The sequence below is a fragment of the Amycolatopsis eburnea genome, assembly GCF_003937945.1.
GTDB classification, from domain to species: Bacteria; Actinomycetota; Actinomycetes; order Mycobacteriales; family Pseudonocardiaceae; genus Amycolatopsis; species Amycolatopsis eburnea.
Genome location: NZ_RSEC01000032.1, coordinates 128863 through 155442, shown reverse-complemented (window position 1 = coordinate 155442; position 26580 = coordinate 128863). Strand labels below are relative to the sequence as shown.

Genomic DNA, 26580 nt, shown 5'->3' with positions numbered 1-26580 from the left:
CTTCCCGCGAGCGATGCGGCGGCGGGTGGCGCGGTGGTGAAGTGGGTTCATCGGAACTTCGAGGAAAAGGAAACGACGATGAGCGCACCGGTCACCCGCCGCCTGTCCCGCCCCCGCCACGGCCGCATGCTCGGCGGCGTCTGCGCGGGCCTGGCCCAGCGCTGGGGCATGAAGCCCGGCACGGTCCGGTTGCTGGCGGTGCTGTCCTGCCTGCTGCCCGGACCGCAGTTCGTGGCCTACCTGGTCCTGTGGGTGGTCATCCCGTCCGAGTGACCGAAGCCCTCAGGGGCGCCAGCAGGACATCGCCTCGTCCACCTCGTCCACCCCGAGCGGCGGCCGGGGCAGCTTCGACGGCTTCCCCGGCTCGGCGCGCAGGCCGTCGAGCAGCATCGCGAGGCAGCGGCGCCACAGGTCCGGCTCCACCGCCGACGTGAACTCGATCGCCGAGCCGATCATCATGTGCAGCAGCGGGATGTCCGTGGGGGAGAAGTCGGCGCGCAGGCCGCCCGCCTCCTGGGCCCGCTCGACGAGCCGTGTGATCAACGGCACCATGCGGGCTTTCTCTTCGGCGACGTGCTCGTGGCCGAACTTGTTGGACAGCATGATCTCGCGCAGGCCGCGGTCGCCCGAGTGAAGCTCGATCGACTTCCAGGTGAAGTCCACGAACGCCTGCCACGCGTCTTCGGCCTTCAGCGCTTCTTCGGCGAGATCGCCGATTTCCTCCATGCGTTCGGCGAACATGGCCTCGACCAGGTGTTCCTTGCTGGGGAACCGGCGGTAGACCGTGCCGACACCGAGGCCGGCGTGGTGGGCGATGTCGTCCAGCGTGGCTTCGAGCCCGCGCTGGCCGAACACCACGCGGGCCGACGCCAGGATGCGACGGCGGTTGAGTTCAGCGTCACGCCGCAGCGGCCGCGCCGGTGCGGCGGGACCAGCGTCCCGTGCCATACCGGCCAGTCTAACGCGTCAAGTAGAGGCGCCCTCTCCGGTTTGTGTGTACCTTGGGTCGCGTAAGGGGAGATACCTACTCCACATAGCTTCCTGATCACTCCCAGTGAGGGGACACCCATGTCCGAATCCACCCTCGCCGTCGCGCCGCCGGGGGACGCGCGCGCCGACGGGAACCCCCACCACAGCCGGAGATGGCTGATCCTGGTGATGATCGGCATCGCGCAGCTGATGGTCGTGCTGGACGCGACCGTCGTGAACATCGCGCTGCCGTCCGCCCAGGTCGACCTCGGGTTCTCCAACGACGCGCGCCAATGGGTCGTCACCGCGTACGCGCTCGCGTTCGGCAGCCTGCTGCTGCTCGGCGGGCGGCTCGCGGACCTCTTCGGCCGCAAGAACGCGTTCCTGGTCGGCCTCGCCGGCTTCGCCGCGGTGTCCGCGCTCGGGGGCGCGGCCGCCAACATCGAGATGCTGCTGATCGCGCGCGCCGCACAGGGCGTGTTCGGCGCGCTGCTCGCGCCGGCCGCGCTTTCGCTGCTGACCACGACGTTCACCGACCCGAAGGAGCGCGGCCGCGCGTTCGGCGTCTTCGGCGCCATCGGCGGTGGCGGCGCGGCGATCGGCCTGCTGCTCGGCGGCGTGCTGACCGAGTACCTCGACTGGCGCTGGTGCATGTTCGTCAACATCATCTTCGCCGTCGTGGCCTTCGTCGGCGGCTCGTTCCTGCTGCGCCGCCAGGAGTCCGAGGGCCCGCGCCCCAAGCTCGACCTGCCCGGCACGATCACCGCGTCCGCCGGTCTGTTCGCCCTGGTCTACGGCTTCGCGAACGCGGAGTCGGACTCGTGGTCGGCGGTCTCGGTGTGGGGCTTCCTCGCCGCCGGCGTGGTGCTGCTGGGCGCGTTCGTGTGGCTGCAGCAGCGCGTCTCGCACCCGCTGCTCCCGCTGCGCGTGCTGCTCGACCGCAACCGCGGCGGCTCGTACCTGGCGATGTTCCTGCTCGCCATCGGCATGTTCGCGATCTTCCTGTTCCTGACGTTCTACGTGCAGCAGAACCTGAAGTTCACGCCGATCGAGAGCGGCGTCGGCTTCCTGCCGATGGTCGCCACCCTGATGTTGTCCGCCACCACCGCGACGGCCGTGCTGCTGCCGCGCTTCGGCCCGCGGCCGCTGGTCCCGACCGGCATGGCGATCGCCGCCGTCGGCCTGTTCTGGCTGAGCGGCATCGGCCTCGACAGCACCTACACCTCCGGCGTCCTCGGCCCGCTCCTGGTGATGGGCTTCGGCATCGGCCTGGCGATGGCGCCGGCGATGAGCGTCGCGACCTTCGGGGTCGAGGCGCACGACGCCGGTGTCGCGTCGGCCGCGGTCAACACCATGCAGCAGGTCGGCGGCTCGATCGGCACGGCGCTGCTGTCGACGCTGGCCGGCAACGCGGCCACGGCGTACCTCGCGGGCAAGGTCCCGACCCCGCAGCTGGCGGCCGAGGCGGCGATCGAGAGTTACACGACGGCGTTCACCTGGGCCGCCGTGATCTTCGCGGCCGGCGCGGTGCTCAGCGGCCTGCTGCTGCGCCCCGGCGTCCCGAAGGGCGAAGCCGCTCCCGGCGCCGTCCACATGTGAGACCCGCCGGCGCGGGCCTTCGGGGGGCCCGCGCCGGCGGCGCGTCAGGTGACCAGGCCGTGGCGGTAGGCGTAGACGACCGCCTGCACGCGGTCGCGGAGGTCGAGCTTGGTGAGGATCCGCGAGACGAACGTCTTCACGGTTTCCGGGCTGATGAACAGCTTCGCGGCGATTTCGGCGTTCGAGAGGCCGTCCGCGATCAGGCGGAGGACTTCCAGCTCGCGCGGGGTCAGGGGGTGCTCGGGCGCGGTGCCGGCGGGCCGGATCCGGGCGGCGTGCCGTCCCACGAGCCGGCGCGTCACCTCCGGGTCGAGCAGCGCCGCGCCGGTGGCGACGGTCCGGATGCCGTGCAGCAGGTGCTCCGGCGGCGCGTCCTTGAGCAGGAACCCGCTGGCACCCGCGCGCAGGGCCTCGTAGACGTACTCGTCGAGGTTGAACGTCGTCAGCACGAGCACCTTGACCGGGTGCGCGACACCGGGCCCGGCCAGCAGCCGGGTGGCTTCGATGCCGTCGAGCACCGGCATGCGCACGTCCATCACCACGACGTCCGGGCGCAGCCGGCCGGCGAGCTCGACGGCGGTCTTCCCGTCGCCGCACTCGCCCGCCACCTCGAAGTCCGGCTGCGCGCCGATGATCGTCACCAGCCCGGTGCGGATCAGCATCTGGTCGTCGCACACCAGGACGCGGATCGGCGCGGTCACGCCCGGGCCCCGGTGGGGATCCGGGCGCGCACGACGAACGCGGCGCCGTGCGGGCCCGCGCTGAAGTCGCCGCCCAGGACGCCGACCCGTTCGCGGAGCCCGGCCAGGCCGCGCCCGCTCCCGCCGGGCGAGGCGCTGCCCGGCCCTTCCGTGCCGACCGCCACTTCGATCTCCTGTTCACCGTGGCGCACCCGCACCGAGGTGCGGCAGCCGCGGGCGTGCTTGAGGGCGTTCGTCAAAGCTTCCTGCACGACGCGGTAGGCCACGAGGTCGGCACTGCCGGCGGCCTCGGACGGCGTGCCCTCCTCGGCGAACTCCACCGGCTGCCCGGCCTCGATCGCGTGGTCCACGAGCGCGCGGAGCCCGCCCGGCGGCGGCGCGATCCCGGGACCGTGGTCGGGGTTGAGCAGGTCCAGCAGGTGCCGCAGGTCGGCGATGGCCCGGCGGCCGGTGCCGGTGATCGCGGTCAGCGACTCGCCGAGGCGCTCCGGCGCGGCGGTCAGGTACCGGGCCGCTTCGGCCTGCACGACCATCGCCGTCACGTGGTGGGTGACGACGTCGTGCAGTTCGCGGGCGATGCGCGCGCGTTCGGCCGCGCGGGTGTCCTCGGCGACGCGGCGGCGGCGTTCGGCCTCGGCGGTGCGGGTGGCGCGCAGCCACGCGCCGAGGCCCCACGCGAACACCAGCAGCAGGAAGAACGTGACGTACTCTTCGACCGGGTCCGTGCCGAGCCGGAAGAGGACGATCGCCAGCGCGGTGTAGGCCACGGAGAGCAGCAACGCGGTGATCCGCCTTCGCGCTCCCAGGTGGGCGCCCGCGCTCATCAGCGCGACGGCCAGCGCCGCGCCCGAGACCGAGTGGTAGCCGCGGAGCTGGTCGAGGGCGAATCCGAGCGACACCAGCGTCACGCACAGCCCGGGCCACCGCCGCCGGAGGGCGAGCGGGAGGCATTCGAACCCGACGGCCACGAAGGCCAGCGCGTCGAAGGGGCGTTGCGGGAGGCCGCCGAGCTGCGTGCCGTGGTTCTGGACCACCGGCAGGAACGCCGCCGCCAGGAACAGCACCGCGAGCGGCGTGTCCCGGACGGCGACGTCGAACCGGCGCCACCGCGCCAGAGCCCGCTCGATCACCGGGAAAGTGTAGTGACGGCGTCGACCCGCTCGGCGCGCCGACGGGGCACCAGGGTGCCGCGGCGGTGGGCCAGCCACAGGAACGCGCCCGTTCCGAGGAGGCAGAACAGCAGCGAGTAGAGGCTGCCTTCCGGGCCGAACGCGCCACCGGTGACGGCGACCGGGCCCGACGTCACGGCGTCCAGCAGGCCCTGCGGGGTGCCGTTGCCCGAAACCTCCGTGCCGAACAGGCCTGCCGCGGCGAAGTTCCAGCCGAAGTGCACGCCCATCGGCAGCCAGAGCTTGCGGGTGGCGATGTACGCCGAGGTCAGCAGGCCGCCGGCCTCGATCGCGATGGCGAGGGCGCCCCACAGCGTCGCGTGCTCGTTGAACAGGTGCGAAGAACCGAACAGCACCGCGGTCAGCACGAGGGCGATCCAGGTGCCGGTGCGCTCCTCGATGATCCGGAACAGCACCCCGCGGAAGAGCAGTTCCTCCGTCGCCGCGGCGGCGGCCATGAAGCCGAGCAGCCCGACCGCGCCCGTGACCGTGCCCCAGCCGCGGATTTCGTAGTCCCCGAGCAGCGCGATGTTCGCGATGACGGCCGCGAAGAGCGCGATCCCGGCGAGCGTCCCCCACGCCAGCCCGGTCGACGGCCGCGCCAGCTCGGTCACCGGGCGCTGCTCGGTCCGCCGCACCACCCACCGGTAGGCCAGGCCCGCGAGGACGGCGGTCACCGCGCCGACGACCAGCGTCAGCCACGGGTTTCCCGCCACCGCGTTGGTGACCAGGTTGCCGAGGAACGCGACCGCCGCGACGGCCAGCAACTGCCAGAGCAGCCTCATCAGAACTCCTTCGCCGATCCCGCGGCCGACGTGCCGCGACTGCGGTGAACGCTAGGGATCCGGCGGCCCGGAATCGTCCCCGCGCGGTGGACATTCGCGCGTAGCTCGCACGGGGGACGCTTGAACCTTTCCGGCCCCTCGCGGGCTAGTAGGAATGAGGACGGGCGAAGGAGGCCGGGTGGGGGCGTCGAGAGACCTCGATTTCAGCGAATACTTCGCCGCGCGGGTCCAGCGGTTCCGCCGGGTGGCGTTCGCCCTGTGCGGCGACTGGCACGGCGCGGAGGACCTCGTGCAGGCGATGTTCGTCCAGCTGTACCGCCGCTGGCGCCGGGTGCGGCCGGACACGGCCGACGCCTACGCGCGCCGCGTCCTGCTGAACCTCTTCCTGGCCGGACGGCGGAAGTCGGGCCGCGAGTACGTGACGTCGTCGCCACCCGAAGCGGCGTCGCCGCCGGGCCGCGACACCCCGCTGCGCCTCGACGTCGAGCGCGCGCTGGCCGGGCTGACGCCGAGGCAGCGCGCGATGGTCGTGCTGCGGTTCCTGGAGGACCTCCCGGTGGCCGAGGTGGCGTCGCTGCTGCGCGTGGCCGAAGGCACGGTCAAGTCCCAGACGGCCCGCGGGGTCGAAGCCCTGCGCGCGGTCCTGCCGGCGCCGACGAGCGAGGAGTGGTGATGGAAGAGGTCCGGACTCTGCTGGCGGCGTACGTGACCGAAGGCGAGCCCCCGCTCGGCCTGTCGGGCGACACGGTCCTTGCGGCGGCGCGGGCTTCTCGCCGTCGTCACTTGCTGACGGGCGCGGCGGCGCTGGCCGTGGCCGTCCTCGCGCTGGCGCTGGCGGTGGTGGTGCTGCCGCACCGGGGTCAGGTGGCGGACGTCCCGTGCCCCACGGCGTCGGACACCCGCGAGGCGCTGGTCGACCGCCTGAGCTGCGTGGTGGGTCGCGCGGTTCGCGCGCTGCTGCCCGCGGACGCGCGGATCACGCGCCTGACGATCCCGGGCGAGACCCCGCCGGCGGACCCGTTCCACCTGATCGCCGACCCGGCCGGGGACGCGCCGCGGGAGGCGTTGTTCCACCTGGGGGTCCGGGTGACGGACGCGGCAGGGTCGGGGGCGGTGTACGTGCTGATGCTGCCGGGCAACGCGGGCGGGCCGCCGTGCGGTGAGGTGGGGGAGGTTTCGTGCCGCTCGGAGCAGACGTCGGCGGGGCTGTTGACGCTGTCGACGTTGCGGGCCGGCGACGTCGTGACCCACCGGGTGACGTTGTCCGGCAGGGGTTCTCTCGTGCAGTTCTGGTCGAACAACAGCGGGGTGCTGCAGCAGTCGGGGGTGCGGTTGCCGGGACAGCGGCCGGAACCGACGTTGACGGCGGCGCAGGTGCGGCTGCTGGCCCTGACCCCGAGGCTGGAGTTCTGACACCGGCCCCAAGCGCCCCAATGTGGCCTTGGTTGCGTCTGACGCACCCAAGGCGGCCTTCGGTGCGTCAGACGCACCGAAGGCCACATTGGGGCGCTGCTAGTGCCGCCGGGACCGCAGCGTCTCGATGACCTCGTCGTCCCAGCGGTGGGTCCGGATCAGGCGGTACCGCTCCGCCGCCACCCACATGTACGCCTCCGCGTCCGTCCGGTCGCCGATCAGCCCCGCCTGCCGCAGCATCGCGACCACCGGGCCGAACTCCTCGTCGAACCACCGCTGGGCCACGCTCGCGCGGTCGCAGAACTTGCCTTCGTCCTGCATCAGCCGGAAGCCCCACGCCTCCACGTGCTCGCCCAGCCGCGCGTAGTCCCACGGGTCCGACACGATCACCGACGCCCGGGCGTGGCCCGTCAGCGGCACCCGCTCCAGGAACAGGCGGCGGTAGTCCTTGACGATCAGGTCGCCGCGGTGGCGGATGCCGCTCGGGTCCAGTTTGGTCCGGACCACCGTCACCGCCGCTTCTATTGTGGACAGTCCCTGCGCGATCGCGACCGAAACCCGGTGGTGGCCGTCGATGATGAAGTGCAGCTCGCCGACGCGGTAGACCTCGATCGGCGGGATCTCCTCGCCGCGGCGGGCGGCCAGCGCCAGGCGTTCCCAGCGTTCGCGGACGCGGGCCGACGTCGGGCGGAAGCGGCGGTCGAAGTCGCGGCTGCGGTCGACCGTGCCGACGATCGAGTCCAGCTTGATCACCCGCAGCCCGATCCGGTGCTCGCCGAGGTAGCCGAGTGCCTCCACGACTTCGTGGAACGGCAGCATGATGTTGACGTCGTCCGGCTCGCGGCGCAGCCACGTCGAGAGCCGTGAAAGCACCTGGCCGCGGCGCGCGCGGAGGAAGTCGTTTTCCGCGTCGGCGCGGGGGAACCCCGTCTCCTTCATGAGAACTCCATGATCCGGTGGCCCACCACGTTGCGGATCCGGGTGCCGCCGACCACCCGGTCGGGCACCGGCTCCCCGTGGGGGTGGATGTGCCCGTGCAGCAGCCACTTCGGCCGCAGCGCGTCGATCGTCCGGTGCAGGCAGGCGAACCCGCGGTGCGGCGGGTCTGCCCGGTCGCCGAGGTCCAGCGGCGGCGAGTGCGTCAGCAGGATGTCGACGTCGCGGCCGTCCCGGCGCCGCCGCCACTTCGCGCGCCGCACCAGGCCGCGGGCCCGGCGCGCCTGCTGGCGCTGCGTCCACTGGTTCGGCCCGTCGTTGTAGCGGATCGAGCCGCCCAGCCCGGCGAAGCGCAGGCCGGCGACGTCGACGACGCGGCCGTCCGCGTTGACGCCGCCCGCCGGGCCGGGCCAGACCGTCGGGAAGCCGTCCTTCATGGACAGCCCGCCGTAGCGCGTGTAGCCGCTCAGGTCGGGGTCGTGGTTGCCGGGCACGAACACGCACGGCACGTCGAGCGCGCCGGCCAGGAACGCGAGGTAGTCGTAAGGGAGGTCACCGGCGCCGATGACCAGGTCGACGGAGACGGCGCGGACCGCGTCGGTCCACAGCCGCTCGTCGACCTCGTCGGAGACGACCAGCGCTTTCGGCACGCACCCAGGGTACGACGACGAGCCTCACTTCATCCCGTGCGCGAACCCCGGGTCGGCGACGATGACGAAAGTGATGACGACGATCCACAGCACGCTGAGCGCGAGCGCCCAGAACTTGAGGTTGGACAGCATCCGAGGCATCACGAATTCTCCGAATCCGGTGGAAAGAAAGGGGACCTAGAGCCAGCCGTTCTTCCGGAATATTCGGTACAGCAACAGGCAGATGCCGAGGATCACGGTGATCACCAGCGGGTACCCGAACTTCCAGTGCAGCTCGGGCAGGTAGTCGAAGTTCATCCCGTAGATGCCGGCGATCATCGTCGGCACGGTGATGATCGCCGCCCACGACGTGATCTTGCGCATGTCGGTGTTCTGCTGCAGCGAAATCTTCGCGACCGTCGCGTCGACCAGGGTGGACAGCAGCTCGTCGAACGCCGCCACCCGTTCGGACACGGTCGTGAGGTGGTCGGCGACGTCGCGGAAGTACGAGCGGACGTCGTCCGGCACCAGCCGCGTGTAGCCCTCGGCCAGGCGCTGCACCGGCGTCGCGAGCGGCATCACCGCGCGCCGCAGCTCGAGGACCTCCCGCTTCATCAGGTAGATCTGCTCGGCGCTGATCTGCGACCGGGGCGCGAAGACCTGCGCCTCCATCACGTCGATGTCGTTCTCGATCCGGCCCGTGACGTCGAGGTAGTGGTCGACGACGTGGTCGGCGATCGCGTGCACGACCGCGGCCGGGCCCAGCTGCAGGCGCTCGGGGTCCTCGTCCAGCTCTCGGCGCAGCCGCGCGAGGCCCGAGTGGTTCCCGTGCCGCACGGTGATGACGAAGTCGCGGCCGAGGAACACCATCAGCTCGCCGGTTTCGACGATCTCGTTCGCCGTGGTGGGTGATTCGTGTTCGACGTAGCGGACGGTCTTCACCACGAGGAACAGCGTGTCGTCGTAGCGCTCGAGCTTCGGCCGCTGGTGCGCCTCCAGCGCGTCCTCGACCGCCAGCTCGTGCAGCCCGAACGTCTCCGCGATGCCCTGGATCTGGTCGGCGTCGGGCTCGTGCAGCCCGATCCAGACGAACCCCTCGTGCCGCTTCCGGACCTCTTTGATGGCTTCGGTGTGCGTCCAGCGGCCGGGCAGGCGCTCGCCCGCGACGTACACCGCGCAGTCCACGACGTACGCGGACAGCGGCACCGGGACCGGGCGGACGGGAACGGCGCCCTTGTTGCCGCGGCCGCGCAGGCCGCCGAGCGAGGGAATGGCAGGCATGGGATCTCCTGGGCGTCGTGCGTTGGTCGTGCGAGACGACTGACCAGGGGCGGACCGCGTCCGCCCGGCGACACCAGCGTTCCCGAGGGGGTGAAAAGGCCTACCTGGAGACGACCCGTGAGGTGGGAACGCTGGGACTACTAGGGAGCGGACTATCGCCACTGCTCATCGGGGTTCCTCACCTCCTTCGGGCCGGGTGCAGAGTGGTGGGGCTCGCGTTGACGCGCGAGAACCGATGGTTGAGGGTACTCCTCACTACGGATGCGTGTCGTACCAGCCTCACGCGGTGTTACGCGGGCAAGGAGAAGACGAGTGCAGTTCGGTCGGTACTACGAGGAGTTCGAGGTCGGTGCGGTCTACAAGCACTGGCCGGGCAAAACGGTCACCGAATACGACGACCACCTGTTCTGCCTGATCACCATGAACCACCACCCGCTGCACCTGGACGCGCACTACGCCGAGGAGACCACGGACTTCGGCAAGAACGTCGTGGTCGGCAACTACATCTACTCGCTGCTGCTCGGGATGTCGGTGCCCGACGTCTCCGGCAAGGCCATCGCGAACCTCGAGGTCGAGTCGCTCAAGCACGTCAAGCCGACGTTCCACGGCGACACCATCTACGGCGAGACCGAGGTGCTCGACAAGACGCCGTCGAAGTCCAAGGACGACCGCGGCGTCGTGTACGTCGAGACGCGCGGGTACAAGCAGGACGGCCTGATCGTGTGCACCTTCCGGCGGAAGGTGATGGTGCCGAAGCGCTCGTACGGGGAGACTCGGGGCGGGGAGCAGCCGGGCCGGCCGGTGCCGCACGAATGAGGCTCTGATGGACCTGGACGCGATCAAGGACGTACTGCGCACGTTCGCGGAAGTCGAGGCCCGCGGGGTCTCGCCGCTGTACGAGCACCTGGCGCTGAAGGCGGCCGAGGACGACGACGTCGCCGGCCTGCTGTCGGTGGCCCGCGACGGCGAGGTGCGCGCGACGCTGCTGATGGCGACCGCGCACCGCCTCGTCCAGGCCGACCCGATCCACCCGCTGTCCCGCTACTACCCCTCGCTGGGCGGCTTCGACGGCGTCGACTCCGAGACGTGGCCGCTGTTCCGGTCGTTCCTGCTGGAGCGGGCCGAGAAGGCCAGGGCGCTGATTTCGTCGCGGTACACCCAGACGAACGAGGTCCGCCGCGCCGCGCTGCTGTACCCGGGCGTGGCGCGGGCGGCGCGCGAGGCGGGCGGGAAGATCGCGCTGCTGGAGGTCGGTTGCAGCGCAGGGCTGCTGCTCGGCCTGGACCGCTTCGGCTACCGCTACCAGTGCGACGGCGGCGAGCAGCTGACGGCCGGCCCGGCCAAGTCGGCGGTCGGCTTGCACTGCGCGCTGGACCTGGCCCCGGGCGCGGTGGCGCCGAAGCTGCCGAAGAAGCTCGCGGTGACGGACCGGGCGGGGCTCGACCGGGCCCCGGTGGACCTGTCGGACGAGGACGAGCTGGCGTGGCTCGAGGCCTGCGTCTGGGCCGACCAGCCGGACCGGATCCGATTGCTGCGGACGGCGGCGGCCGAGCAGGCGAAGCACCGGCCTCGGCTGATCGCCGGGGACGGGGTTTCGGACTTCGCTTCGGCGGCTGACTCGCTGGAGGGGCCGCTGGTGGTGGTGACCAGCCACGCGCTGGCTTACTTCGGGGCTTCGCGGCGGGCCGAGTTCGTGGCCGAGCTGGCCTCGCTGGCGGCTTCGCGGCCGTTGTGGTGGGTTTCGGAGGAGTTCTACGGGGCCGGGCTGGAGCTGGTGCTGCCCGGGCGGGCGGATCTCGCCGGTGGGGATGGCCTGGCGACGCTGGGCGTGGTCCGGTGGGAGGACGGGAAGGCGGAGGCGCACGCCCTGGCCCGGACCGCACCGCACGGGCAGCGGATGACCTGGCTGCCGCTTTAGCCGGCCGGTCCGGCTGCCCCGGCACGGTCACGACGGCTCCGCCGGGACGGGATGCCGGCCGGTCCGCGATGTCATGAACGAGTCGTTCACCTCGCCGGACGCCATGAAAGGGTCGTTCATGGCGTCTGGCGACAGGGCTCCGGCAAAGTCGCCGGGGGCCGACCGCCCTCGGTCCGAACCGACCGGTGCCGGCCGCGGCGAGTGGGGCCGGGCGGCCCTGTGGTGTCTTGAATGAGTCATTCAGGACCTCCGAAGACCTGAATGAGTCATTCAAGACGTCGGCGACGCCGCCGCCGGGCAGACTGCCGCGACTTTGCCGGGACCCTGTCGCCGGACGCCGTGAAAGGGTCGTTCATGGCGTCCGGATCCGCGCCCGACAGCCCTGCCCGTGCCCGCTCAAGCCCGCGGCAACGCGTTCCAGTCACGCAAAGTCACATACAGGAGATCCACCAGCTCCCCACGCGCCTCCAGCTCCGCAAGGTCTGCCGCTTCGGACCAACGCACGTCCGACGCGTCATCACCCGCCGTGAGCACCCCGCCGGCCACCGTGCACGCGTAATCGAAGATCAAGTACGGCCCCCGCCGGACGCTCCCGATCACTGTGCCCGGAATCACGTCGAGCCCGGTCTCCTCCCGAAGCTCCCTGATGACCGCCGTTTCGTCCGTTTCGCCCGGTTCGACTCGGCCACCCGGCAGCGACCATTGCCCCGAACCGGGGTCATTGCGGCGCCGGATGAGCAGCAAACGGCCGTGGTCGTCGAACGCGATGCCGCCGACGCAGCGGATTGTGGTGCCGGTGGGAGCCTCCATGTCCCCAATGGTAGACGTGACCGAACTGAAAACGGATGTCCTGTACACGGAGAGTAGCCGTGCGGTACACTTCGGACCACGTGCTGACCCAAGCGCGGGACTTACCTCCCGTGTGCCAGTTGAGTGCGGTACAACGTAAAAAGTCTGTTGTCCGGTGTCACCGTAAGAGACGGGATTTGATCGCGGTGAACGTGAAGAAGATTGCGGGCCTCGCCGGTATCGCGTTGGTGCTGTTCTTCGTCATTGCCCAGCCGGGGCAGGCCGCTGGCCTCGTCGGCAACATCATCCAGTTCCTCCGTGACTCGGCCGAATCGGTGATCACCTTCGTCAGCAACGTCTTCAAGGGCTGATCGAGGGCTACCCTCGACCCATGTTCGCGCCACGCGACCCCGACGAGTACCTCCTCGACACCGAGCGGCGGGTCATCCGGATCCGCCGCCACTGGGCGGTGCTGCTGTGGGACACCTTCGAGGCGGCCGCGCTCCTGGCCATCTGCGTGCTGGTGTCCTACCTGCTGCCACCGGCGCTGTACATCGGCCAGAACATCCTCTGGTACGTCGCGCTGCTCGTCGTCCTGCGGTTCGCCTACGTGGTGATGGAGTGGTGGGTCGAGCGGCTGGTGGTCACCGACAAGCGGTTCGTCATGACCACCGGGGTGTTCACGACCAAGGTGCTGATGATGCCCATCAGCAAGGTCACCGACCTCAGCTACGTGCGCACCGCCACCGGCCGCATGATGGGCTACGGCACGATGGTCGTGGAGTCGGCCGGGCAGATCCAGGCGCTCAACAAGATCGACTTCCTGCCGCGGCCCGAAGAGTTCTACGACACGATCTCGGAGCTCGTCTTCGGCGACAAGCAGAAGCAGGCCGAGCGCTTCTCGATGATCAAGGCCCAGCGCGCCGCGCGAGGCAAGAAGCCGGTCGGCTAGCCGTCCCGCTGAGCGTGTGACGCAGCGCATCGTCGACAATGGACCCGATGCGCATCGACCTGCACGCCCACTCCACCGCTTCCGACGGCACCGACACGCCGGCCGGTCTCGTCGCCGCGGCCGCGAGAGCCGGGCTCGACGTCGTCGCGATCACCGATCACGACACCACCGCGGGCTGGGCCCCCGCCGCCGAGGCGGTGCCGCCGGGGCTCACCCTGGTCCCCGGCGCCGAGCTGTCCACGGTGTCGATCGACCCCGAAACCGGCAGGCAGATCAGCGTCCACCTGCTCGCCTACCTCTTCGACCCGACGGCGGAAGCCGTGGTCGTCGAGCAGACCCGGCTGCGCCTCGAGCGCCGCACGCGGCTGCGCCGGATGGCCGAGCGGATGGCCGCCGACGGCCTGCCCATCGACATCGACGAGATCTTCGGCCTGCTGCCCGAGGACTCGCCGCCCGGGCGGCCGCACCTGGCGCAGGCGCTGGTCCGCGCCGGCCTGGTCACGTCTGTCGACGAGGCCTTCGCCGACTACCTCAGCCCGCGTCGCGGCTACTACGTCGCGCGCCGGGACACCCCGGTCGAAGAGGCCATCGACATGATCGCCGCGGCCGGCGGCGTCACCGTCATCGCGCACCCCTTCGCCTTCAGCCGTGGCGCCACCATCAGCGAGGACACCCTCGCCGGCCTGGCCGCGCACGGCCTCACCGGCGTCGAGGCCGACCACCCGAACCACGACGAGCCGACCCGCGCCCGCACCCGCGAGCTGGCCGGGGAGCTCGGCCTGCTCGTCACCGGGTCCAGCGACTACCACGGCACGAACAAGACGATCCCGCTCGGGGCGTGCACCACCGACCCCGGCCAGTTCGAGGAGCTGGTGGCGCGCGCGACCGGGTACCAGGTCGTGAAGGGCTGACATGGCGATCGCCGACGTCTTCGACGCGAAGCTCTTCATGAGCGCGACGATCACCCTCGTCGTGATCATGGACCCGCCGGGCACCGTGCCGGTGTTCCTCAGCCTCGTCGGCCGCAAGCCGGTCGCGACGCGGGCGCGCGCCGCCCGGCAGGCGGTGCTGGTGTCGCTGCTGGTCATCAGCCTGTTCGCGGTCGCCGGCCAGGCGATCCTCGCCTACCTCGGCATCGGCATCCCCGCGCTGCAGGGCGCGGGCGGCCTGCTGCTCCTGCTGATCGCGCTGCAGCTGCTCACCGGCAGCGGGCACGAGCCGGAGGCCGCCGCGGAGGACGTCAACGTCGCGCTCGTGCCGCTCGGCACGCCGCTGCTGGCCGGGCCCGGCGCGATCGCCGCGACCATCGTGTTCGTCCGGCAGGCCGACGGCCACGTCGGCGCGTACATCGCGCTGGCGGCGGCGATCGTGATGACGCACTTCGTGATCTACATCTGCATGCGCTACTCCGGCGTCGTGATCCGGCTGATCAAGGAAAGCGGCATCACGCTGCTGGCCAAGGTGGCCGGCCTGCTGCTCGCGGCCATCGCCGTCGAGCTCGTCGCGAACTCCGTGCGCGGCTTCATCGACGGCGGCAGCTGACCCCGCCTTTCGGGTTGTCCTGCGGGACAGGAACTCCCGGGTTCGTTGACATCGTTGGCACCGCTCGCGCAGCCTGAACCTCAGCTCAGCGCTTGAAACGATTCAATCGCCTTGCGGAGGCCTCGATGAAGTGGCACAGAGCAATCCTGCCGGTCGCGGTGCTGGTGGCGAGCGGGGTGGCCGCCACCCCCGCGGACGCCGTGCCCGGGTGGCAGAAGTACGTCGTCGCGCCGCCGAGCCGGGACGTCCGGCCGGTGAAGGTGCTGTCGACGACCGGCGACGTCGCGAACCCGGACGGCCTGCTCGGCCGGGGTGTCGCGACGTTCAAGCGGCAGGCGCCGCCGCCGAAGCCGGTGTGGCCCGCGGGGACGACGGCGACCGCGTCGTCGTTCCACGCGCCGAACAACGGCGGGAACGGCCAGCCGCGCACGTACGACCCGGGCAACGCCGTCGACGGCAACACCGAGACGTTCTGGAACGACGACACGATCGGTGCCTACCCGGACGTCCTGACCATCACGGCGGGCGCGCCGGCCGCGCTGCCCGGAGTCACCGTGCTGTCCAATGTGGACGGCGTGCCGCAGGACTTCACGGTCGAGGTGCTGGACGGCGGCGTGTGGCGCGTCGCGGCTTCGGTGACCGGCAACACCGCGGTGCAGCGCGCGGTCGCGTTCGACCGGGCGGTGACGACGACGCAGGTGCGGATCACCGTGACGAAGGACCAGAACACGCCGTCCGGCGAGTTCAGCCGCGTCGCCGAGGTCTGGCCGGGCCTGGTCGCCGATCCGCCGGTGCCGACGGCCGTCGTCGACTTCGGCAAGGTCGTCGCCGGCTACCCGAAGATCGCCTTCGCGGGTGCGTCGGCGAACCGGCCGGGCGTCCGGCTGTCGTTCTCCGAAACCCTCCAGTACCTGGGCGAACGCTCCGACTTCACGCGTTCGGACTTCTCCGGCGGGCCCGGGAGCGACCAGTACGCCGTGCCGGCCGAACCGACGGTGTGGCGCGACACGAAGGGCTGCCAGAGCGGGACGCAGGTCTGCGCGGACGGCCTGCACGGCTTCCGCTACCTGCGGATCAGCCTCGACGCGCTGGCCTCGGACGCGCCGCTCGCCCAGCCCTCCGGCGAGGTGCGGATCAGCGGCGTCTCGCTCGACTTCACGCCGTTCCTCGGCACGCCGGACACCTACCGCGGCTGGTTCGAGTCGTCCGACGACGCGTTGAACCGCTACTGGTACGCCGCGTCCTACACGAACGAGCTGGGCATGGACACCTTCCGCGAGTCCGATGTGGACCCGCGCGGCGCGTTTTCGCCGTCGCTGGACGGGAAGCTCGTGCTGCACGACGGCGCGAAGCGCGACCGGGACCCGTACGTCGGCGACGTCGCGGTGTCCGGGCTGACCCAGTACCTGACGCACCAGGACGGCACGGCGGCGAAGAACGTCCTCGCCGACCTGGCCGACCACCAGCGCGCGGACGGCTGGATCCCGCCCGCGTCGATCAACGACTACACGTTGCCGTTGTTCGACTATCCGCTCTGGTGGGTTACGTCGAGCTGGGATTACGTCCTCTACAGCGGCGACACCGCGTACGCGGCTTCGTACTACTCGCACCTCGTGAAGACGCTCGACACGTGGTACCCGTCGGTCACCGATTCGCGCGGGTTGCTCGCGAAGGGCCTCAACGGCACAGGCGGCTACGGCGACTACGCGTTCCTGCCGCGTACCGGCGAAGTGACGTACTACAACGCGTTGTACGTACGGGCGCTTCAGGGCGCTGCCGGTCTGGCGCGCGCGACGGGCCATCCCGCGGACGCCGACCGGTGGCTCGCGCGGGCTTCCGGCGTCGCCGCCGCGGTGAACGCCTCCCTGTGGGACCCCGCGGCGGGTGCGTACCTCGACTCCGGGACGGGCGCGGTGCGGCACGGCCAGGACGGCAACAGCCAGGCCATCCTGGCCGGGATCGCGTCGCCGTCGCAGGCCACTTCGGCGCTGGCGCGGCTCGCGGCGGGCGCGCTGCCGTACGGGAACCCGTTCATGGACAACGACACGCTCGTTTCCGACGGCACGAAGCGCGTGTACGCGTTCACGTCGTTCCCGGAGCTGCAGGCGCGGTTCCGGAGCGGGCAGGCGGACTCCGCGATCGACCAGATCAAGCGGATGTACGGCTGGATGGCCGCGCACGACCCGGGAATCACGGCGTGGGAAGGCATCGGCGAGGGCGGTTCGCACTACGAGCAGGGCTACACGTCGGCAGCGCACGGCTGGTCGACGGGCGTCGTGCCGGCGTTGACCAACGACCTGCTGGGCGTTTCGCCGACGTCGCCGGGCTTCGCGACGTGGACGGTTGCGCCGCACCCCGGTTCCGTCGCGTGGGCGCGAGGAGCGGTACCGACGCCGAAGGGCGCGTTGTCGGCTTCGTGGTCGCAGCAGGGTTCGGTGTTCTCCCTGACGGTTTCCGCGCCGCGGGGAACGTCCGGCTCGCTGGTGGTGCCGTCCGGCCGGCTGGTCCTGCTGGACGGCCGCCCGCTGCGCGCGGCAGGCCCGCTGACCGTCTCCGGCGGCACCCACACGGTGCTGGTGGTGCGGTAGGAAAAAGCCGTGAAGGCCTCCTTACCGGCTCTTATGACCGGTAAGGAGGCCTTCACGGACCTGCGCGCGGAAAGTGTCGGTGGTGGTGCGTAGCGTGGCACCCGTGAAGGAGCAGATGGGGTTCGACTTCGGCGTGGCGCAACCGGTGCGGCTCACGAAGGTCTCGCCGGCGCGGCTGGCGACCTTCGACGATTGCCCGCGCCGGTACCGCCTCGCGTACCTCGATCGGCCGACGCCGCAGCGCACCGGCCCGTGGGCGCACAGCACGCTCGGCGCGGTGGTGCACAACGCGTTGCGGGCGCTGTTCGACCTGCCGGTGCTCAAACGGGTGCCGCAGCGGGCCGTGGCGCTGGTGGCCGAGTTCTGGAAGGACGCGGGCTTCGAGAGCGAAGAGCAGGCGGCGCGCTACCGGGCGCGGGCGAAGGGCTGGGTGGCGGAGTACGTCGAGGACAACGACGTCACGCACGACCCGGCCGGGCTGGAGCGCTGGGTGTCGGCGCCGGTGAACCCGGAGCCGGGGGAGCGGCCGTCGATGATCATCGAGGGCCGCGCGGACCGCATCGACGCGCGCGCGGGCGAGCTGGTGATCGTCGACTACAAGACCGGGCGCCGGCCACCGGACGAGTACGAAGCACGCGCGTCGCAGGCACTGGCGCTGTACGCGGTGGCAGCGGCGCGCACGCTGCGGATGCCGTGCACGACGGTCGAGCTGCACCACCTCCCGACGGGCACGATCGCGGCGGCCGAGCACACCCCGGAAAGCCTCAAGCGGCACCTGCAACGCGCCGACGAGACCGCCGGGGACCTCCGCCTCGCCACGGATACCCTGAAGGCGGGCGGAGACGGGGACGTGCTGTTCCCACCCCGCCCGGACCGGCGTTGCGCCTGGTGCGACTTCCGGCCAAGCTGCGCGGCAGGCCAGGAAGCCGCCCCGCAGGCGCAACCGTGGGACCTGCTCGCGCCCTGAACGGGAGGGAACGTTGGCTTCACCGGACACCGACGAGCTGGCGACGGCACCGTTGCCCACGGGCGCTCCCGGGCAGGCCGAAGCCGCCGCCGCGCCCGGGGCAGGCACCGCGCCGCCGGGCAAGGAGCCGCGCGGTGCCGCGGAGACCGTGGCGCACGAGCTGCCGGCCGTGGGTGAGGCCAGAGGGCGGGCCGTGCGGCGCGAGGTGCCGGCCGTGGTTGAGGCCGATGGGCGGGCCGTGCGGCAAGAGGCGCCTGCCGTGGGTGTTGCCGAGGGGCGGACTGTGCGGCGCGAGCTGCCCGCCGTCGGTGAGGCCGGAGGGCGGGCCGTGCGGCGCGAGGTGCCCGCCGTGGGTGAGGCCGAGGGGCGGGCCGTGCGGCGCGAGGTGCCCGCCGTGGGTGAGGCCGAGGGGCGCGCCGTGCGGCGCGAGCTGCCTGCCGTGGGTGGCGCCGTGCGGCGCGAAGCACCTGCCGAGGGGCGCGCCGTGCGGCGCGAGCTGCCTGTCGAGGGCCGCACCGTGCCGCACGAGCTGCCCGCCGCGGGTGCCGCCGAAGCGCACACCGTGCCGCAAGAACGCGTCGAGCCCCAGCGGATCGAGCCCGAAACCGAGCCCACCGAAACCCCCGAAGCGCCGCCGAAAGAACGTGGTCGCTGGTGGCGGGGCTTCACCGGCTCCCTGGCCGCCGGCCTAGCCGTGCTCGCTCTCGGCGTGCTGGTCGTCGCCGGGGTCTGCCTCTACACCGGCGCCCCCGGTCCGGGCGCGACCCTCCTGGTCGGTCACCCGGTCGCCGCCGTGCTCGCGCTGCTCGCTCAGCGCGTCGCCGACCGTCGCAACGGTCCCGCCGCCGTGGGCGCGGGCGTCGCCGTCGTGCTCTTCACCGTCTCCGCGTTGACGCTGTTCTGGCTCACTTGAGCGCGGTCAGCGTGTCCCCGCGCTCCTCCAGCAGCACCGGCCCGGCTGCGCCCAGGCGGACGACGCCCGAATAACCACGGCGGTCGACGCCGACCGTGCGGATGGTCGAGCCGTCGTTCTCGTTCAGCACCGCCAGGCCGCCCTTGATCGGGATCACCAGCTGGTTCGCGAACGTGATGCCCGGGCCCATCGCGCTGCTCAGGGTCCAGCGGGGGGGACAGGTCGTCGCGCGAGAGGGCCAGCACCTTCGAGCCGCTGAACCAGTACACGTTCGCCGCGGTCTGGGTGGTCGCCTCGACGCCCGACGGCGGGTCCTGGGCCAGGTCCGAAGGCGGTACGTCCAAGGGGTACGCCGCGCGCTGGGTGCCGTCGCCGTTGTAGGTCACCAGGAGCTTCTGGTCCGGCAGCACCACGGCCGTCAGGTCGCCCGACATCGCGACCACGCGGGCGCGCTTGCCCGCCAGCACCGAGCTGAAGCTGACCTGGGGCTCGTCGTCCTTCTCCGGGGCCGCCTTGTAGACCGTCAGGCGGTCGGCCGGGTCGCCGGGGCAGCGCTCGATCACGCCGACCTTGCCCGACGACATCGCCACCGTGCCGTACGTGCAGCCCGTGCGGGGCTGCTTGCCCGCGTTGACCAGCGCCGGGACCTCGCCGTACTCGGCGCTCTTCACCAGGTCGTCGCGCCAGGTGTCGAGGAGCTTCTTGCCGGTCGCCGTCACGTGCGAGCCGTCGCTGACCAGCTGGGTGCCCATTTCCGCGTTGCCGTTGCGCTGGGCGGTGATGCGGCCCGTGCCCGGGTCCAGCTGCGTCACTTCGCTGCAGTTGACGTCCTTGTGGTAGACGGCGTTCAGCCGCCCCCACGTCTCGTTCATCGTGCAAAGCTGCAGGTCACGCGCGTAGTGCCAGCGGATCTGGCCGGTGAGCGGGTCGCGGGCGGCGACCTCGCCGCCGTCGGCGGTGGCCACCGCGTCGCCGGCCACCACCGGCACCGGGGTCGCGCCGCTGCGGGCGCTCCACAGTTCCGCCAGCGAGCCCGGCACCGTGTCCGGCGCCGCGGGCAACGGCGGGGGCGGCACGGCCCGGGTGTGGTCGGTGGCCGCGCTGTCGCTGGTCGCGCCGATGACCAGCGCGACCGCCAGCACCACCACCGCGATCACGGCGGCGAGCACCCGGTCCCGCCCGCGGTTCCACGGCGACCTGCGCGCCTTGACCCGCGGGGCGGGCGGGGTGGGTTCGACGTCCTCGAGAACGTCTTCGGAGCCGTACTCGGGGGCCGGTTCTTCGGCGGGCTCGACCGGTTCGGGCGCGCTCTCGGGCGCCTTCTCGTCTTCGCTCACTTAACCGACCCCCGCTGCGTAGGCCTCAGTCTGCCGACGCAGGTGTATCAGACGTGGCGGCCGGGCGGCGACGGCGGCGTCGGCGAGCCGGGCGCTCGGCGTTCTCGCCGGCTTCCTTCTCGACGGCCGGGCCGGTCGCTTCCGGGGCGTTGCCGCTGCGGGTGCGGCGGCGCGTCCGGGTGCGGCCTTCGGCGGCGGGAGCGTCTTCCGGCGTCGCGGCGGCCTTGTCGGCGGCTTCGATCGCCTCGGCCGCCCGCGCACCACCGCGGGTGCGCTTGCGCGGGGCGCGGGTGCGCTTGCGCGGCGCTTCTTCGGAGGCGGGCTCGCCGCGCCGGCGGCCGCGCTTCTTGCCGCCCAGGTCCTCTTCCTCCTCGGCGGCCAGGCCCGCGCGGGTCCGCTTCGCCAGCGGCAGCCGCCCGGTGGTGCCCTCCGGGATGCCCAGGTCCTCGAACAGGTGCTTCGACGACGAGTACGTCTCCACCGGCTCCGGCTTGTCCAGGCCGAGGGTGTCCGAGATCAGCTTCCAGCGCGGCTCTTCGTCCCAGTCGACGAGGGTGACCGCGACGCCGGTGCGCCCGGCGCGGCCGGTGCGGCCGATCCGGTGGACGTAGGTCTTCTCGTCCTCGGGGCACTGGTAGTTGATGACGTGCGTGACGTCGTCGATGTCGATGCCGCGGGCGGCGACGTCGGTCGCGACCAGCACGTCGACCTTGCCCGAGCGGAACGCGCGCAGCGCCTGCTCGCGGGCGCCCTGGCCCAGGTCACCGTGCACGGCGGCGGCCGCGAAGCCGCGCTCGACCAGGTCGTCGGCCACCTTCTGCGCGGTGCGCTTGGTGCGGCTGAAGATCATCGTGAGCCCGCGGCCCTCGGCCTGCAGGATCCGCGCGACGACCTCGGGCTTGTCCATCGAGTGCGCCCGGTAGACGAACTGCGTGGTGCGCTCGTGCACCGCGCCGGCGTCGTTCTCCTCGGCGCGGATGTGCGTCGGCTGGTTCAGGAACGTGCGGGCCAGCGTGATGATCGGGCCGGGCATGGTCGCCGAGAACAGCATGGTCTGCCGCTCGTCCGGCACCATCCGCAGAATGCGCTCGATGTCGGGCAGGAAGCCCAGGTCGAGCATCTCGTCGGCCTCGTCCAGCACGAGCCCGCGGACCTTGCCCAGCACCAGGTGCTGCTGCTCGGCCAGGTCGAGGAGACGGCCCGGGGTGCCGATCACGACGTCGACGCCCTTGCGCAGCGCCTCGATCTGCGGCTCGTACGGGCGGCCGCCGTAGATGGCCAGCGTGCGGATGCCGAGGTGCTTGCCCGCGCCCTTGAGGTCGTTGGCGACCTGGATGCACAGCTCGCGGGTCGGGACCACGACGAGCACCTGCGGGGTGCCGTCGCCGGGGACCTGCACGCGGTGCAGCAGCGGGACGCCGAAGCCCAGCGTCTTGCCCATGCCGGTGCGGGCCTGGCCGATGAGGTCGTCGCCGGCCATCGCGAGCGGCAGCGTGAGCGCCTGGATCGCGAAGGTCCGCTCGATGCCGGCCTCGCCCAGCGCCTTGACGATCTCCGGCTTGACGCCGAAGGACGCGAAGGTCGGGGCCTCGGGCTCGACCTCGACGCCCGCCTGCAGCGGGTGCGAGGTGTCGAGCGCGGCCGGGCCGGTCTCGCTGTGCTCCAGCGCGACGGCGGGGGTCTGTTCGGTTGTGGGAATTTCTGCGGTCAGGGTGATCGCCTCTCTCGTGACCAGCGCGCACAGCCGTGGGTCCGCTCGACACTCGACCGGGAGTAAACCCTGGTCCCTGGCGCTGATCTGGAGCGCGGAACCGGTCCGCCCCGGGAATGCCGGAAGAGGCGTGCACGCACATTGCAGTACGTCGGCAAGCCAACGTGACCTGCCTGTTTCCCGACGCCGGTATGGCGTACGGAAGCTTGATATCGGACGCCAGTGTACCTGGTCAGCAGTTTTTCGACAGTACCCGGCGCGCCGGAGCCAGTGGGATCGGTCTCGTCGCGGCACGCCCGGGTGCTTCGGCGATACCCTGACCGCCGTGACCGACCCGAAAGAGATCTCCGAAGGCGTAGTCGACCTGCTGGGTGTGATCGCCTACCTCGAACTGTCCGCCTTCGACCGGCTGGCCGAGGACGCCCGCAGCGCCCCGACCCTCGCCGGGCGCGCCGCGCTCGCGACCATGGCGGCCGCCGAGATCGGTCACTACGGGCTGCTGGCCCAGCACCTGGCCGCCCAGGGCGTCAAGGTCGAGGACGCGATGGCGCCGTTCGTGGCCCAGGTCGACGCCTGGCACGCCTCGACGCCGCCGAAGTCGTGGCTGGAATCGCTGGTCAAGGCCTACGTCGGCGACGGGCTGGCCGCGGACCTCTACCGGGAGATCGCCAGCTGGCTCGACCCGGAGACCAAGGACCTCGTGCTCACGGTCCTCGCCGACACCGGCCACTCCGCGTTCGCCGAGCGCGAGGTGGCCGCTGGGATCGAAGCCGATCCCAAGACCCGCGACAAACTCGCCCTGTGGGGCCGCCGCCTGCTCGGCGAGGCACTGACCCAGGCCCAGTACGTCGTCGCCGAACGCGACGGCCTGGCCGAGCTCATCATCGGCGGCTCCGGCGACCTCTCCGGAATTGCGGCGCTGTTCCGGCGGTTGCAACAGGGGCACACCAAGCGCATGCAGGCGCTCGGCCTGGGCTGACCCCGATGGAGTACCCGGAATTGACGACGCGGTCAGGCGCGGTCATGCGCCACCGGAACGAGCCCGTTCGGTTAGCCTTGCCGAGCACATCCCTTACGAATTTCCAGCGGAGGTCCCACGTGGAGGTCAAGATCGGCATCAAGGACACACCGCGCGAGCTGGTGGTGTCCAGTGGCCAGTCTCCCGAAGAGGTGGAGAAGCTGGTCGCCGAGGCCCTGACGGCCGGTGACGGGCTCTTCCGCATCAGCGACGAGAAGGGGCGCAAGTACATCGTCCCGTCCGACCGCATCGCGTACGTCGAGATCGCCCCGTCCGACGTCCGGAAGGTCGGCTTCGGCGTCGGCGACTGACCCACAGCCCAAAGCCGTGAAGGCCTCCTTGCCGGTCGAAAACGCCGGTAAGGAGGCCTTCACGGCCTTCACGCGTTGAGTTCTTCCAGCGACGTCGGAACGTGGAACGGCGGGGTGCTCGTGCCCGTGATCCGGTACCGGCCCCAGGGGTCGGGGTCGGACAGCTCGCCGTCCGCGGTGTGGGTGCCGGCGTGGATCGTCACCGGCTTCTTCTTGCCGCCCGCCAGCTTCGTCAGCTCCTCGTTCACCGCCACACGGCCGTACCAGCGGTAGTAGCCGTCGATCGGCTGGAAGTAGCCGCGCAGCTCCACCGTCGCCGTCACGGAGACCCCGTCGACCACCAGCGTGGCCGAACCGCTGTAGCCGTCTTCGTCGTGCTCGCTCATGACGTCTCCTCCGCCTGCTCCGAAGCGCGGCCCAGCTGGACCACCTTGTTGGCTTCCAGGGGCATGTTCGGGTCGATGACCACGCCGTTCTGGCGGGTCAGGCCGTCGATCGCCGCCCAGATGATCTGCGTCAGGTACTCCACGACCGAGTCGCGGCCCATCGAGCGGCGGTCCAGCCACCACTCGCCGGTGTTCTGGACCATGCCGACGATGCCGTGCGCCCACGGCTCGGCCGCGCCGGAGTCCATGTTGAACATCCGCATGTAGTCGCCGAGCAGCGCGGTCAGCGCCGACGCGATCAGCTCCTTGTCCTCGGCGACGACGTCCGACGACACCGGCTTCTCCGGCCGCCCGTGCGCGAGCAGCCGGTAGAGGTTCGGGTGCTCCTCGATCACCGTGAAGAACGCGTCGAGCGCCATCCGGATCCGCGGCACCGGCGCCAGTTCCGCGTTGATCGCCGGGATCAGCCGCTCGAACAGGATCTCCGTGCCGCGCTGGCCCAGCGCCACGTAGAGGTCGGCCTTGTCGTCGAAGTGCCGGTACAGCACCGGTTTCGTGACGCCGGCCTCCGCGGCGACGTCCTCCATGCCGAGGTCGGGCCCGTGCGTGTCGAGCGCCCGCAGCGCCGCTTCGACGAACTCCTTGCGCCGCGCGATCCGGTGCTTGCGCCAGCGGTCGCGCCGGGCGTCGCCGGTCGTCTCCTCGCCGCGCGAGGACTTGCTGGACTGCTTGCCGGAGCGCTTGACACGTTCGATCACGGGGGTCATGCTACGCACAGGTAACTGTTACCTCAAGTTACACATTGCGGAAGGGGTGTCGGCAATGACGCGGACGCTGAAGGAACCGGACCGCGAGAAGACCGCGGACCGCCTGCTGAAGTCGTCGGCGAACAAGTTCTACGACCCGGACGTCGACATCGACTGGACCGCGCCGCTGGTCGAGGGCAAGCGCTTCATCCTCGACGAGCGCTCCTCGCTCTACGGCACCGAGCTGTGGGACAAGCTGACCCCCGAGCAGCGCATCGAGCTGGGCAAGCACGAGGTCGCCAGCGTCGCGACCACCGGCCTGTGGTTCGAAATCCTCCTGATGCAGATGCTGCTCAAGGAGGTCTACGAAGAGGACCCGACGTCCGCGCACGCCCAGTTCGCGCTCACCGAGATCGCCGACGAATGCCGGCACTCGACGATGTTCGCGCGGATGGCGTCGCGGATCGGCTGCCCCGCCTACGGCCCGGTGCCGTGGCTGCGGCGCCTCGCGAAGCTGATGCCGACGATCTCCTACGGCCCGGCGCGCTACGGCGCGATCCTGGTCGCCGAGGAGGTCCTCGACCGGCTGCAGCGCGAGCAGATGAATGACGAAGGCGTGCAGCCGCTGGTGCGGATGGTCAACCGGATCCACGTGCTCGAGGAGGCCCGGCACGTCACCTTCGCCCGCGAAGAGGTCACGCGCGGCATGGCGAAGCTGTCCAAGGCCGAGATCGCTTACCAGCAGTTCATCATCGCGCTCGTCTCGTACTTCGTGACGCGGGCGTTCATCAACCCGAACGTCTACAAGGCGGTCGGCATCCGGCCGCGCGACGGCGTCGAAGCGGCGCTGAACAACCCGCACTGGCAGGGGACGATCGCGTGGGCCGGGGAGAAGATCATGCCGTTCCTGCAGGAGTCCGGCCTGGTCGGGCTGCCGGGGAGGTACTTCTGGCGCAAGTCGTTCCTGCTCCCGGCGGGCCGGTGACCACCGCGTCGCGGCTGCGCGACCCCTCGCTCGCGCACCGGTTCGTCGCGAGCGACGGCGCCGCGCTGCACGTCGCGGAATCGGGCCCCGCCGCCTCGGCGGTCACGCTGGTGCTGGTGCACGGCTGGACGCAGGACCACCGGACGTGGGACTTCGTGCTGCCGCACCTGGACCCGGGCGTGCGCGTACTGCGCTACGACCTGCGCGGCCACGGCGGTTCGGCGCACGCGCGCCCCGGCTCGGCCACGATCGCGCGGCTGGCCGACGACCTCGCCGAGCTGATCGCGTCGCGGGTGCCGGCCGGGCCGGTGGTGCTGGCCGGGCACTCCATGGGCGGCATGACGCTGATGGTGCTCGCCGAACGGCACCCGTCGCTGGTCCGGGACCGGCTGGCGGGCGCGGCGTTCGTGGCGACGTCGTCGGGGGACATGGACAAGCTGACGCTCGGGTTCCCCGGCCTGGCCGGGCGGAGCGTGATGCGCTTGGAGCCGCGGCTGGCTCGCCTGCTGGCGGGCTTGCGGTCGGACACGCTGCGGCTGCGGCCGGGGATGGTCCGCTCGGGCGCCCGGCGGCTCGTCTTCGGGGTGCGGCCGGGGCGCGAGCAGGTGGACAGCGTCGTCGAGCAGCTGCTCGCCGCGCACCCGGCGAGCGCGGGGCTGTTCCTGGACGCGATCGCGTCCCACCGCGGCGTGGGCGGGCTGGGCGCGCTGTGCGACGTGCCTTCAGTGGTCTTGGCAGGGGAGCGGGACCGCCTCTGCCCCCTGGCGCACGCGAAGGTGATCGCGGAGGAGCTGCCGCACGCGGAGTTCGTCCGGTTCCCCGGCGCGGGCCACATGCTCCCCCAGGAACGCCCCTACGAGGTCGCCCGCCGCATCTCCGCCCTGGTCCGGACCGCCACGAACTGAAAGCCGCACTTTCACGTGAAAGTGCGCACC

The 26580-nt window shown here is 71.5% G+C and carries 28 protein-coding genes and 1 pseudogene; 17 read left to right on the top strand and 12 right to left on the bottom strand.

Annotated elements, in window-relative coordinates; all coding sequences use genetic code 11:
* Nucleotides 1-78 precede the first annotated feature (78 nt).
* Entirely contained in the window at nucleotides 79-273 is a 195-nt protein-coding gene (locus EIY87_RS08370) for a PspC domain-containing protein (protein WP_125307090.1), read from the top strand.
* 9 nt (nucleotides 274-282) lie between these two features.
* Here EIY87_RS08370 and EIY87_RS08365 read toward each other — a convergent pair whose 3' ends face one another.
* On the bottom strand, nucleotides 283-948 hold the full coding sequence (locus EIY87_RS08365; protein ID WP_125307089.1) for a TetR/AcrR family transcriptional regulator: 666 nt from the start codon (nucleotides 946-948) through the stop codon (nucleotides 283-285).
* A gap of 120 nt (nucleotides 949-1068) precedes the next feature.
* Between EIY87_RS08365 and EIY87_RS08360 the strand changes: the two genes are divergently transcribed.
* Nucleotides 1069-2568: an MFS transporter gene (locus EIY87_RS08360; protein ID WP_125307088.1), complete on the top strand. Its 1500-nt coding sequence runs from the start codon at nucleotides 1069-1071 to the stop codon at nucleotides 2566-2568.
* Between the two features lie 44 nt (nucleotides 2569-2612).
* On the opposite strand, the gene EIY87_RS08355 is transcribed toward EIY87_RS08360, so the two are convergent.
* From EIY87_RS08355 to EIY87_RS08345, 3 genes are read right to left on the bottom strand one after another with little or no spacing between them, the layout of a single operon-like run.
* Nucleotides 2613-3269, bottom strand: coding sequence for a response regulator (locus tag EIY87_RS08355; RefSeq protein WP_125307087.1), 657 nt, complete (start codon nucleotides 3267-3269; stop codon nucleotides 2613-2615).
* Nucleotides 3266-4399, bottom strand: coding sequence for a sensor histidine kinase (locus EIY87_RS08350; RefSeq protein WP_125307086.1), 1134 nt, complete (start codon nucleotides 4397-4399; stop codon nucleotides 3266-3268). Before EIY87_RS08350 ends, EIY87_RS08355 begins: the two co-directional genes overlap by 4 nt.
* A complete protein-coding gene (locus EIY87_RS08345; protein WP_125307085.1) occupies nucleotides 4396-5223 on the bottom strand; it encodes a CPBP family intramembrane glutamic endopeptidase in 828 nt (275 codons plus the stop codon). The genes EIY87_RS08350 and EIY87_RS08345 overlap by 4 nt, the downstream gene beginning before the upstream one ends.
* A 178-nt stretch (nucleotides 5224-5401) precedes the next feature.
* On the opposite strand from EIY87_RS08345, the gene EIY87_RS08340 reads away from it, so the two are divergent.
* Nucleotides 5402-5896, top strand: coding sequence for a SigE family RNA polymerase sigma factor (locus EIY87_RS08340; protein WP_225439777.1), 495 nt, complete (start codon nucleotides 5402-5404; stop codon nucleotides 5894-5896).
* Complete coding sequence (locus EIY87_RS08335) at nucleotides 5896-6636, top strand: hypothetical protein (RefSeq protein ID WP_125307083.1); 741 nt, start codon at nucleotides 5896-5898, stop codon at nucleotides 6634-6636. The genes EIY87_RS08340 and EIY87_RS08335 overlap by 1 nt, the downstream gene beginning before the upstream one ends.
* A 99-nt stretch (nucleotides 6637-6735) precedes the next feature.
* Here EIY87_RS08335 and EIY87_RS08330 read toward each other — a convergent pair whose 3' ends face one another.
* From EIY87_RS08330 to corA, 3 genes are all read right to left on the bottom strand, one after another.
* Nucleotides 6736-7575 (bottom strand): chromosome partitioning protein ParB, encoded by an 840-nt coding sequence (locus EIY87_RS08330; protein WP_086857204.1) that lies wholly within the window; start codon nucleotides 7573-7575, stop codon nucleotides 6736-6738.
* Complete coding sequence (locus tag EIY87_RS08325) at nucleotides 7572-8222, bottom strand: metallophosphoesterase family protein (RefSeq protein WP_125307082.1); 651 nt, start codon at nucleotides 8220-8222, stop codon at nucleotides 7572-7574. Before EIY87_RS08325 ends, EIY87_RS08330 begins: the two co-directional genes overlap by 4 nt.
* A gap of 177 nt (nucleotides 8223-8399) precedes the next feature.
* Entirely contained in the window at nucleotides 8400-9482 is a 1083-nt protein-coding gene (corA, locus tag EIY87_RS08320; RefSeq protein ID WP_125307081.1) for a magnesium/cobalt transporter CorA, read from the bottom strand.
* A gap of 312 nt (nucleotides 9483-9794) precedes the next feature.
* Between corA and EIY87_RS08315 the strand changes: the two genes are divergently transcribed.
* Both EIY87_RS08315 and EIY87_RS08310 read left to right on the top strand, forming a co-directional pair.
* Nucleotides 9795-10298 carry a MaoC family dehydratase gene (locus EIY87_RS08315; RefSeq protein WP_125307080.1) on the top strand — a complete coding sequence of 168 codons (504 nt, stop codon included), beginning with the start codon at nucleotides 9795-9797 and terminating at the stop codon, nucleotides 10296-10298.
* A gap of 7 nt (nucleotides 10299-10305) precedes the next feature.
* Nucleotides 10306-11400: a DUF2332 domain-containing protein gene (locus EIY87_RS08310; RefSeq protein WP_125307079.1), complete on the top strand. Its 1095-nt coding sequence runs from the start codon at nucleotides 10306-10308 to the stop codon at nucleotides 11398-11400.
* A 396-nt stretch (nucleotides 11401-11796) separates the two neighbouring features.
* On the opposite strand, the gene EIY87_RS08305 is transcribed toward EIY87_RS08310, so the two are convergent.
* Nucleotides 11797-12210 carry an NUDIX hydrolase gene (locus EIY87_RS08305; protein WP_125307078.1) on the bottom strand — a complete coding sequence of 138 codons (414 nt, stop codon included), beginning with the start codon at nucleotides 12208-12210 and terminating at the stop codon, nucleotides 11797-11799.
* A 185-nt stretch (nucleotides 12211-12395) separates the two neighbouring features.
* Here EIY87_RS08305 and EIY87_RS08300 point away from each other — a divergent pair, with 185 nt between their 5' ends.
* The 7 genes from EIY87_RS08300 to EIY87_RS48305 all read left to right on the top strand — a co-directional run bounded on the left by EIY87_RS08300 (nucleotide 12396) and on the right by EIY87_RS48305 (nucleotide 19151).
* A complete protein-coding gene (locus EIY87_RS08300; RefSeq protein ID WP_163046845.1) occupies nucleotides 12396-12560 on the top strand; it encodes a hypothetical protein in 165 nt (54 codons plus the stop codon).
* A gap of 20 nt (nucleotides 12561-12580) precedes the next feature.
* Complete coding sequence (locus EIY87_RS08295; RefSeq protein WP_125307077.1) at nucleotides 12581-13141, top strand: PH domain-containing protein; 561 nt, start codon at nucleotides 12581-12583, stop codon at nucleotides 13139-13141.
* Nucleotides 13142-13188: 47 nt separating this feature from the next.
* Nucleotides 13189-14052 (top strand): PHP domain-containing protein, encoded by an 864-nt coding sequence (locus tag EIY87_RS08290; protein WP_404800023.1) that lies wholly within the window; start codon nucleotides 13189-13191, stop codon nucleotides 14050-14052.
* A 1-nt stretch (nucleotide 14053) separates the two neighbouring features.
* The gene (locus EIY87_RS08285; protein ID WP_125307075.1) at nucleotides 14054-14683 is read left to right on the top strand and encodes a MarC family protein; all 630 of its coding nucleotides are present in this window, start codon (nucleotides 14054-14056) and stop codon (nucleotides 14681-14683) included.
* A gap of 125 nt (nucleotides 14684-14808) precedes the next feature.
* Nucleotides 14809-17271: an alpha-L-rhamnosidase-related protein gene (locus tag EIY87_RS08280; protein WP_125307074.1), complete on the top strand. Its 2463-nt coding sequence runs from the start codon at nucleotides 14809-14811 to the stop codon at nucleotides 17269-17271.
* A gap of 115 nt (nucleotides 17272-17386) precedes the next feature.
* Nucleotides 17387-18238: a RecB family exonuclease gene (locus EIY87_RS08275; RefSeq protein WP_191984036.1), complete on the top strand. Its 852-nt coding sequence runs from the start codon at nucleotides 17387-17389 to the stop codon at nucleotides 18236-18238.
* A 13-nt stretch (nucleotides 18239-18251) separates the two neighbouring features.
* A complete protein-coding gene (locus tag EIY87_RS48305; protein WP_225439776.1) occupies nucleotides 18252-19151 on the top strand; it encodes a hypothetical protein in 900 nt (299 codons plus the stop codon).
* Here the strand turns inward: EIY87_RS48305 and EIY87_RS08265 are convergent.
* Together EIY87_RS08265 and EIY87_RS08260 are read right to left on the bottom strand one after the other, a co-directional pair.
* Nucleotides 19144-20488 (bottom strand): annotated as a pseudogene (locus tag EIY87_RS08265) (Rv3212 family protein). The gene EIY87_RS48305 and the pseudogene EIY87_RS08265 sit on opposite strands and share 8 nt — an antisense overlap.
* A gap of 25 nt (nucleotides 20489-20513) precedes the next feature.
* Nucleotides 20514-21968, bottom strand: coding sequence for a DEAD/DEAH box helicase (locus EIY87_RS08260; RefSeq protein ID WP_263855605.1), 1455 nt, complete (start codon nucleotides 21966-21968; stop codon nucleotides 20514-20516).
* A 556-nt stretch (nucleotides 21969-22524) separates the two neighbouring features.
* Here EIY87_RS08260 and EIY87_RS08255 point away from each other — a divergent pair.
* Complete coding sequence (locus EIY87_RS08255) at nucleotides 22525-23178, top strand: ferritin-like fold-containing protein (protein ID WP_125307072.1); 654 nt, start codon at nucleotides 22525-22527, stop codon at nucleotides 23176-23178.
* 119 nt (nucleotides 23179-23297) lie between these two features.
* Complete coding sequence (locus EIY87_RS08250) at nucleotides 23298-23528, top strand: DUF3107 domain-containing protein (protein ID WP_125307071.1); 231 nt, start codon at nucleotides 23298-23300, stop codon at nucleotides 23526-23528.
* Between the two features lie 68 nt (nucleotides 23529-23596).
* Here the strand turns inward: EIY87_RS08250 and EIY87_RS08245 are convergent, their stop codons facing one another.
* Nucleotides 23597-23914 (bottom strand): DUF4873 domain-containing protein, encoded by a 318-nt coding sequence (locus EIY87_RS08245; protein WP_125307070.1) that lies wholly within the window; start codon nucleotides 23912-23914, stop codon nucleotides 23597-23599.
* Nucleotides 23911-24681, bottom strand: a complete 771-nt coding sequence (locus EIY87_RS08240) for a TetR/AcrR family transcriptional regulator (protein ID WP_125307069.1) — start codon at nucleotides 24679-24681, stop codon at nucleotides 23911-23913. The genes EIY87_RS08245 and EIY87_RS08240 overlap by 4 nt, the downstream gene beginning before the upstream one ends.
* A 55-nt stretch (nucleotides 24682-24736) precedes the next feature.
* On the opposite strand from EIY87_RS08240, the gene EIY87_RS08235 reads away from it, so the two are divergent.
* Nucleotides 24737-25645, top strand: a complete 909-nt coding sequence (locus EIY87_RS08235; protein ID WP_191984011.1) for an AurF N-oxygenase family protein — start codon at nucleotides 24737-24739, stop codon at nucleotides 25643-25645.
* Nucleotides 25642-26550 (top strand): alpha/beta fold hydrolase, encoded by a 909-nt coding sequence (locus tag EIY87_RS08230; RefSeq protein ID WP_125307067.1) that lies wholly within the window; start codon nucleotides 25642-25644, stop codon nucleotides 26548-26550. Before EIY87_RS08235 ends, EIY87_RS08230 begins: the two co-directional genes overlap by 4 nt.
* The last annotated feature ends 30 nt before the right edge of the window (nucleotides 26551-26580 follow it).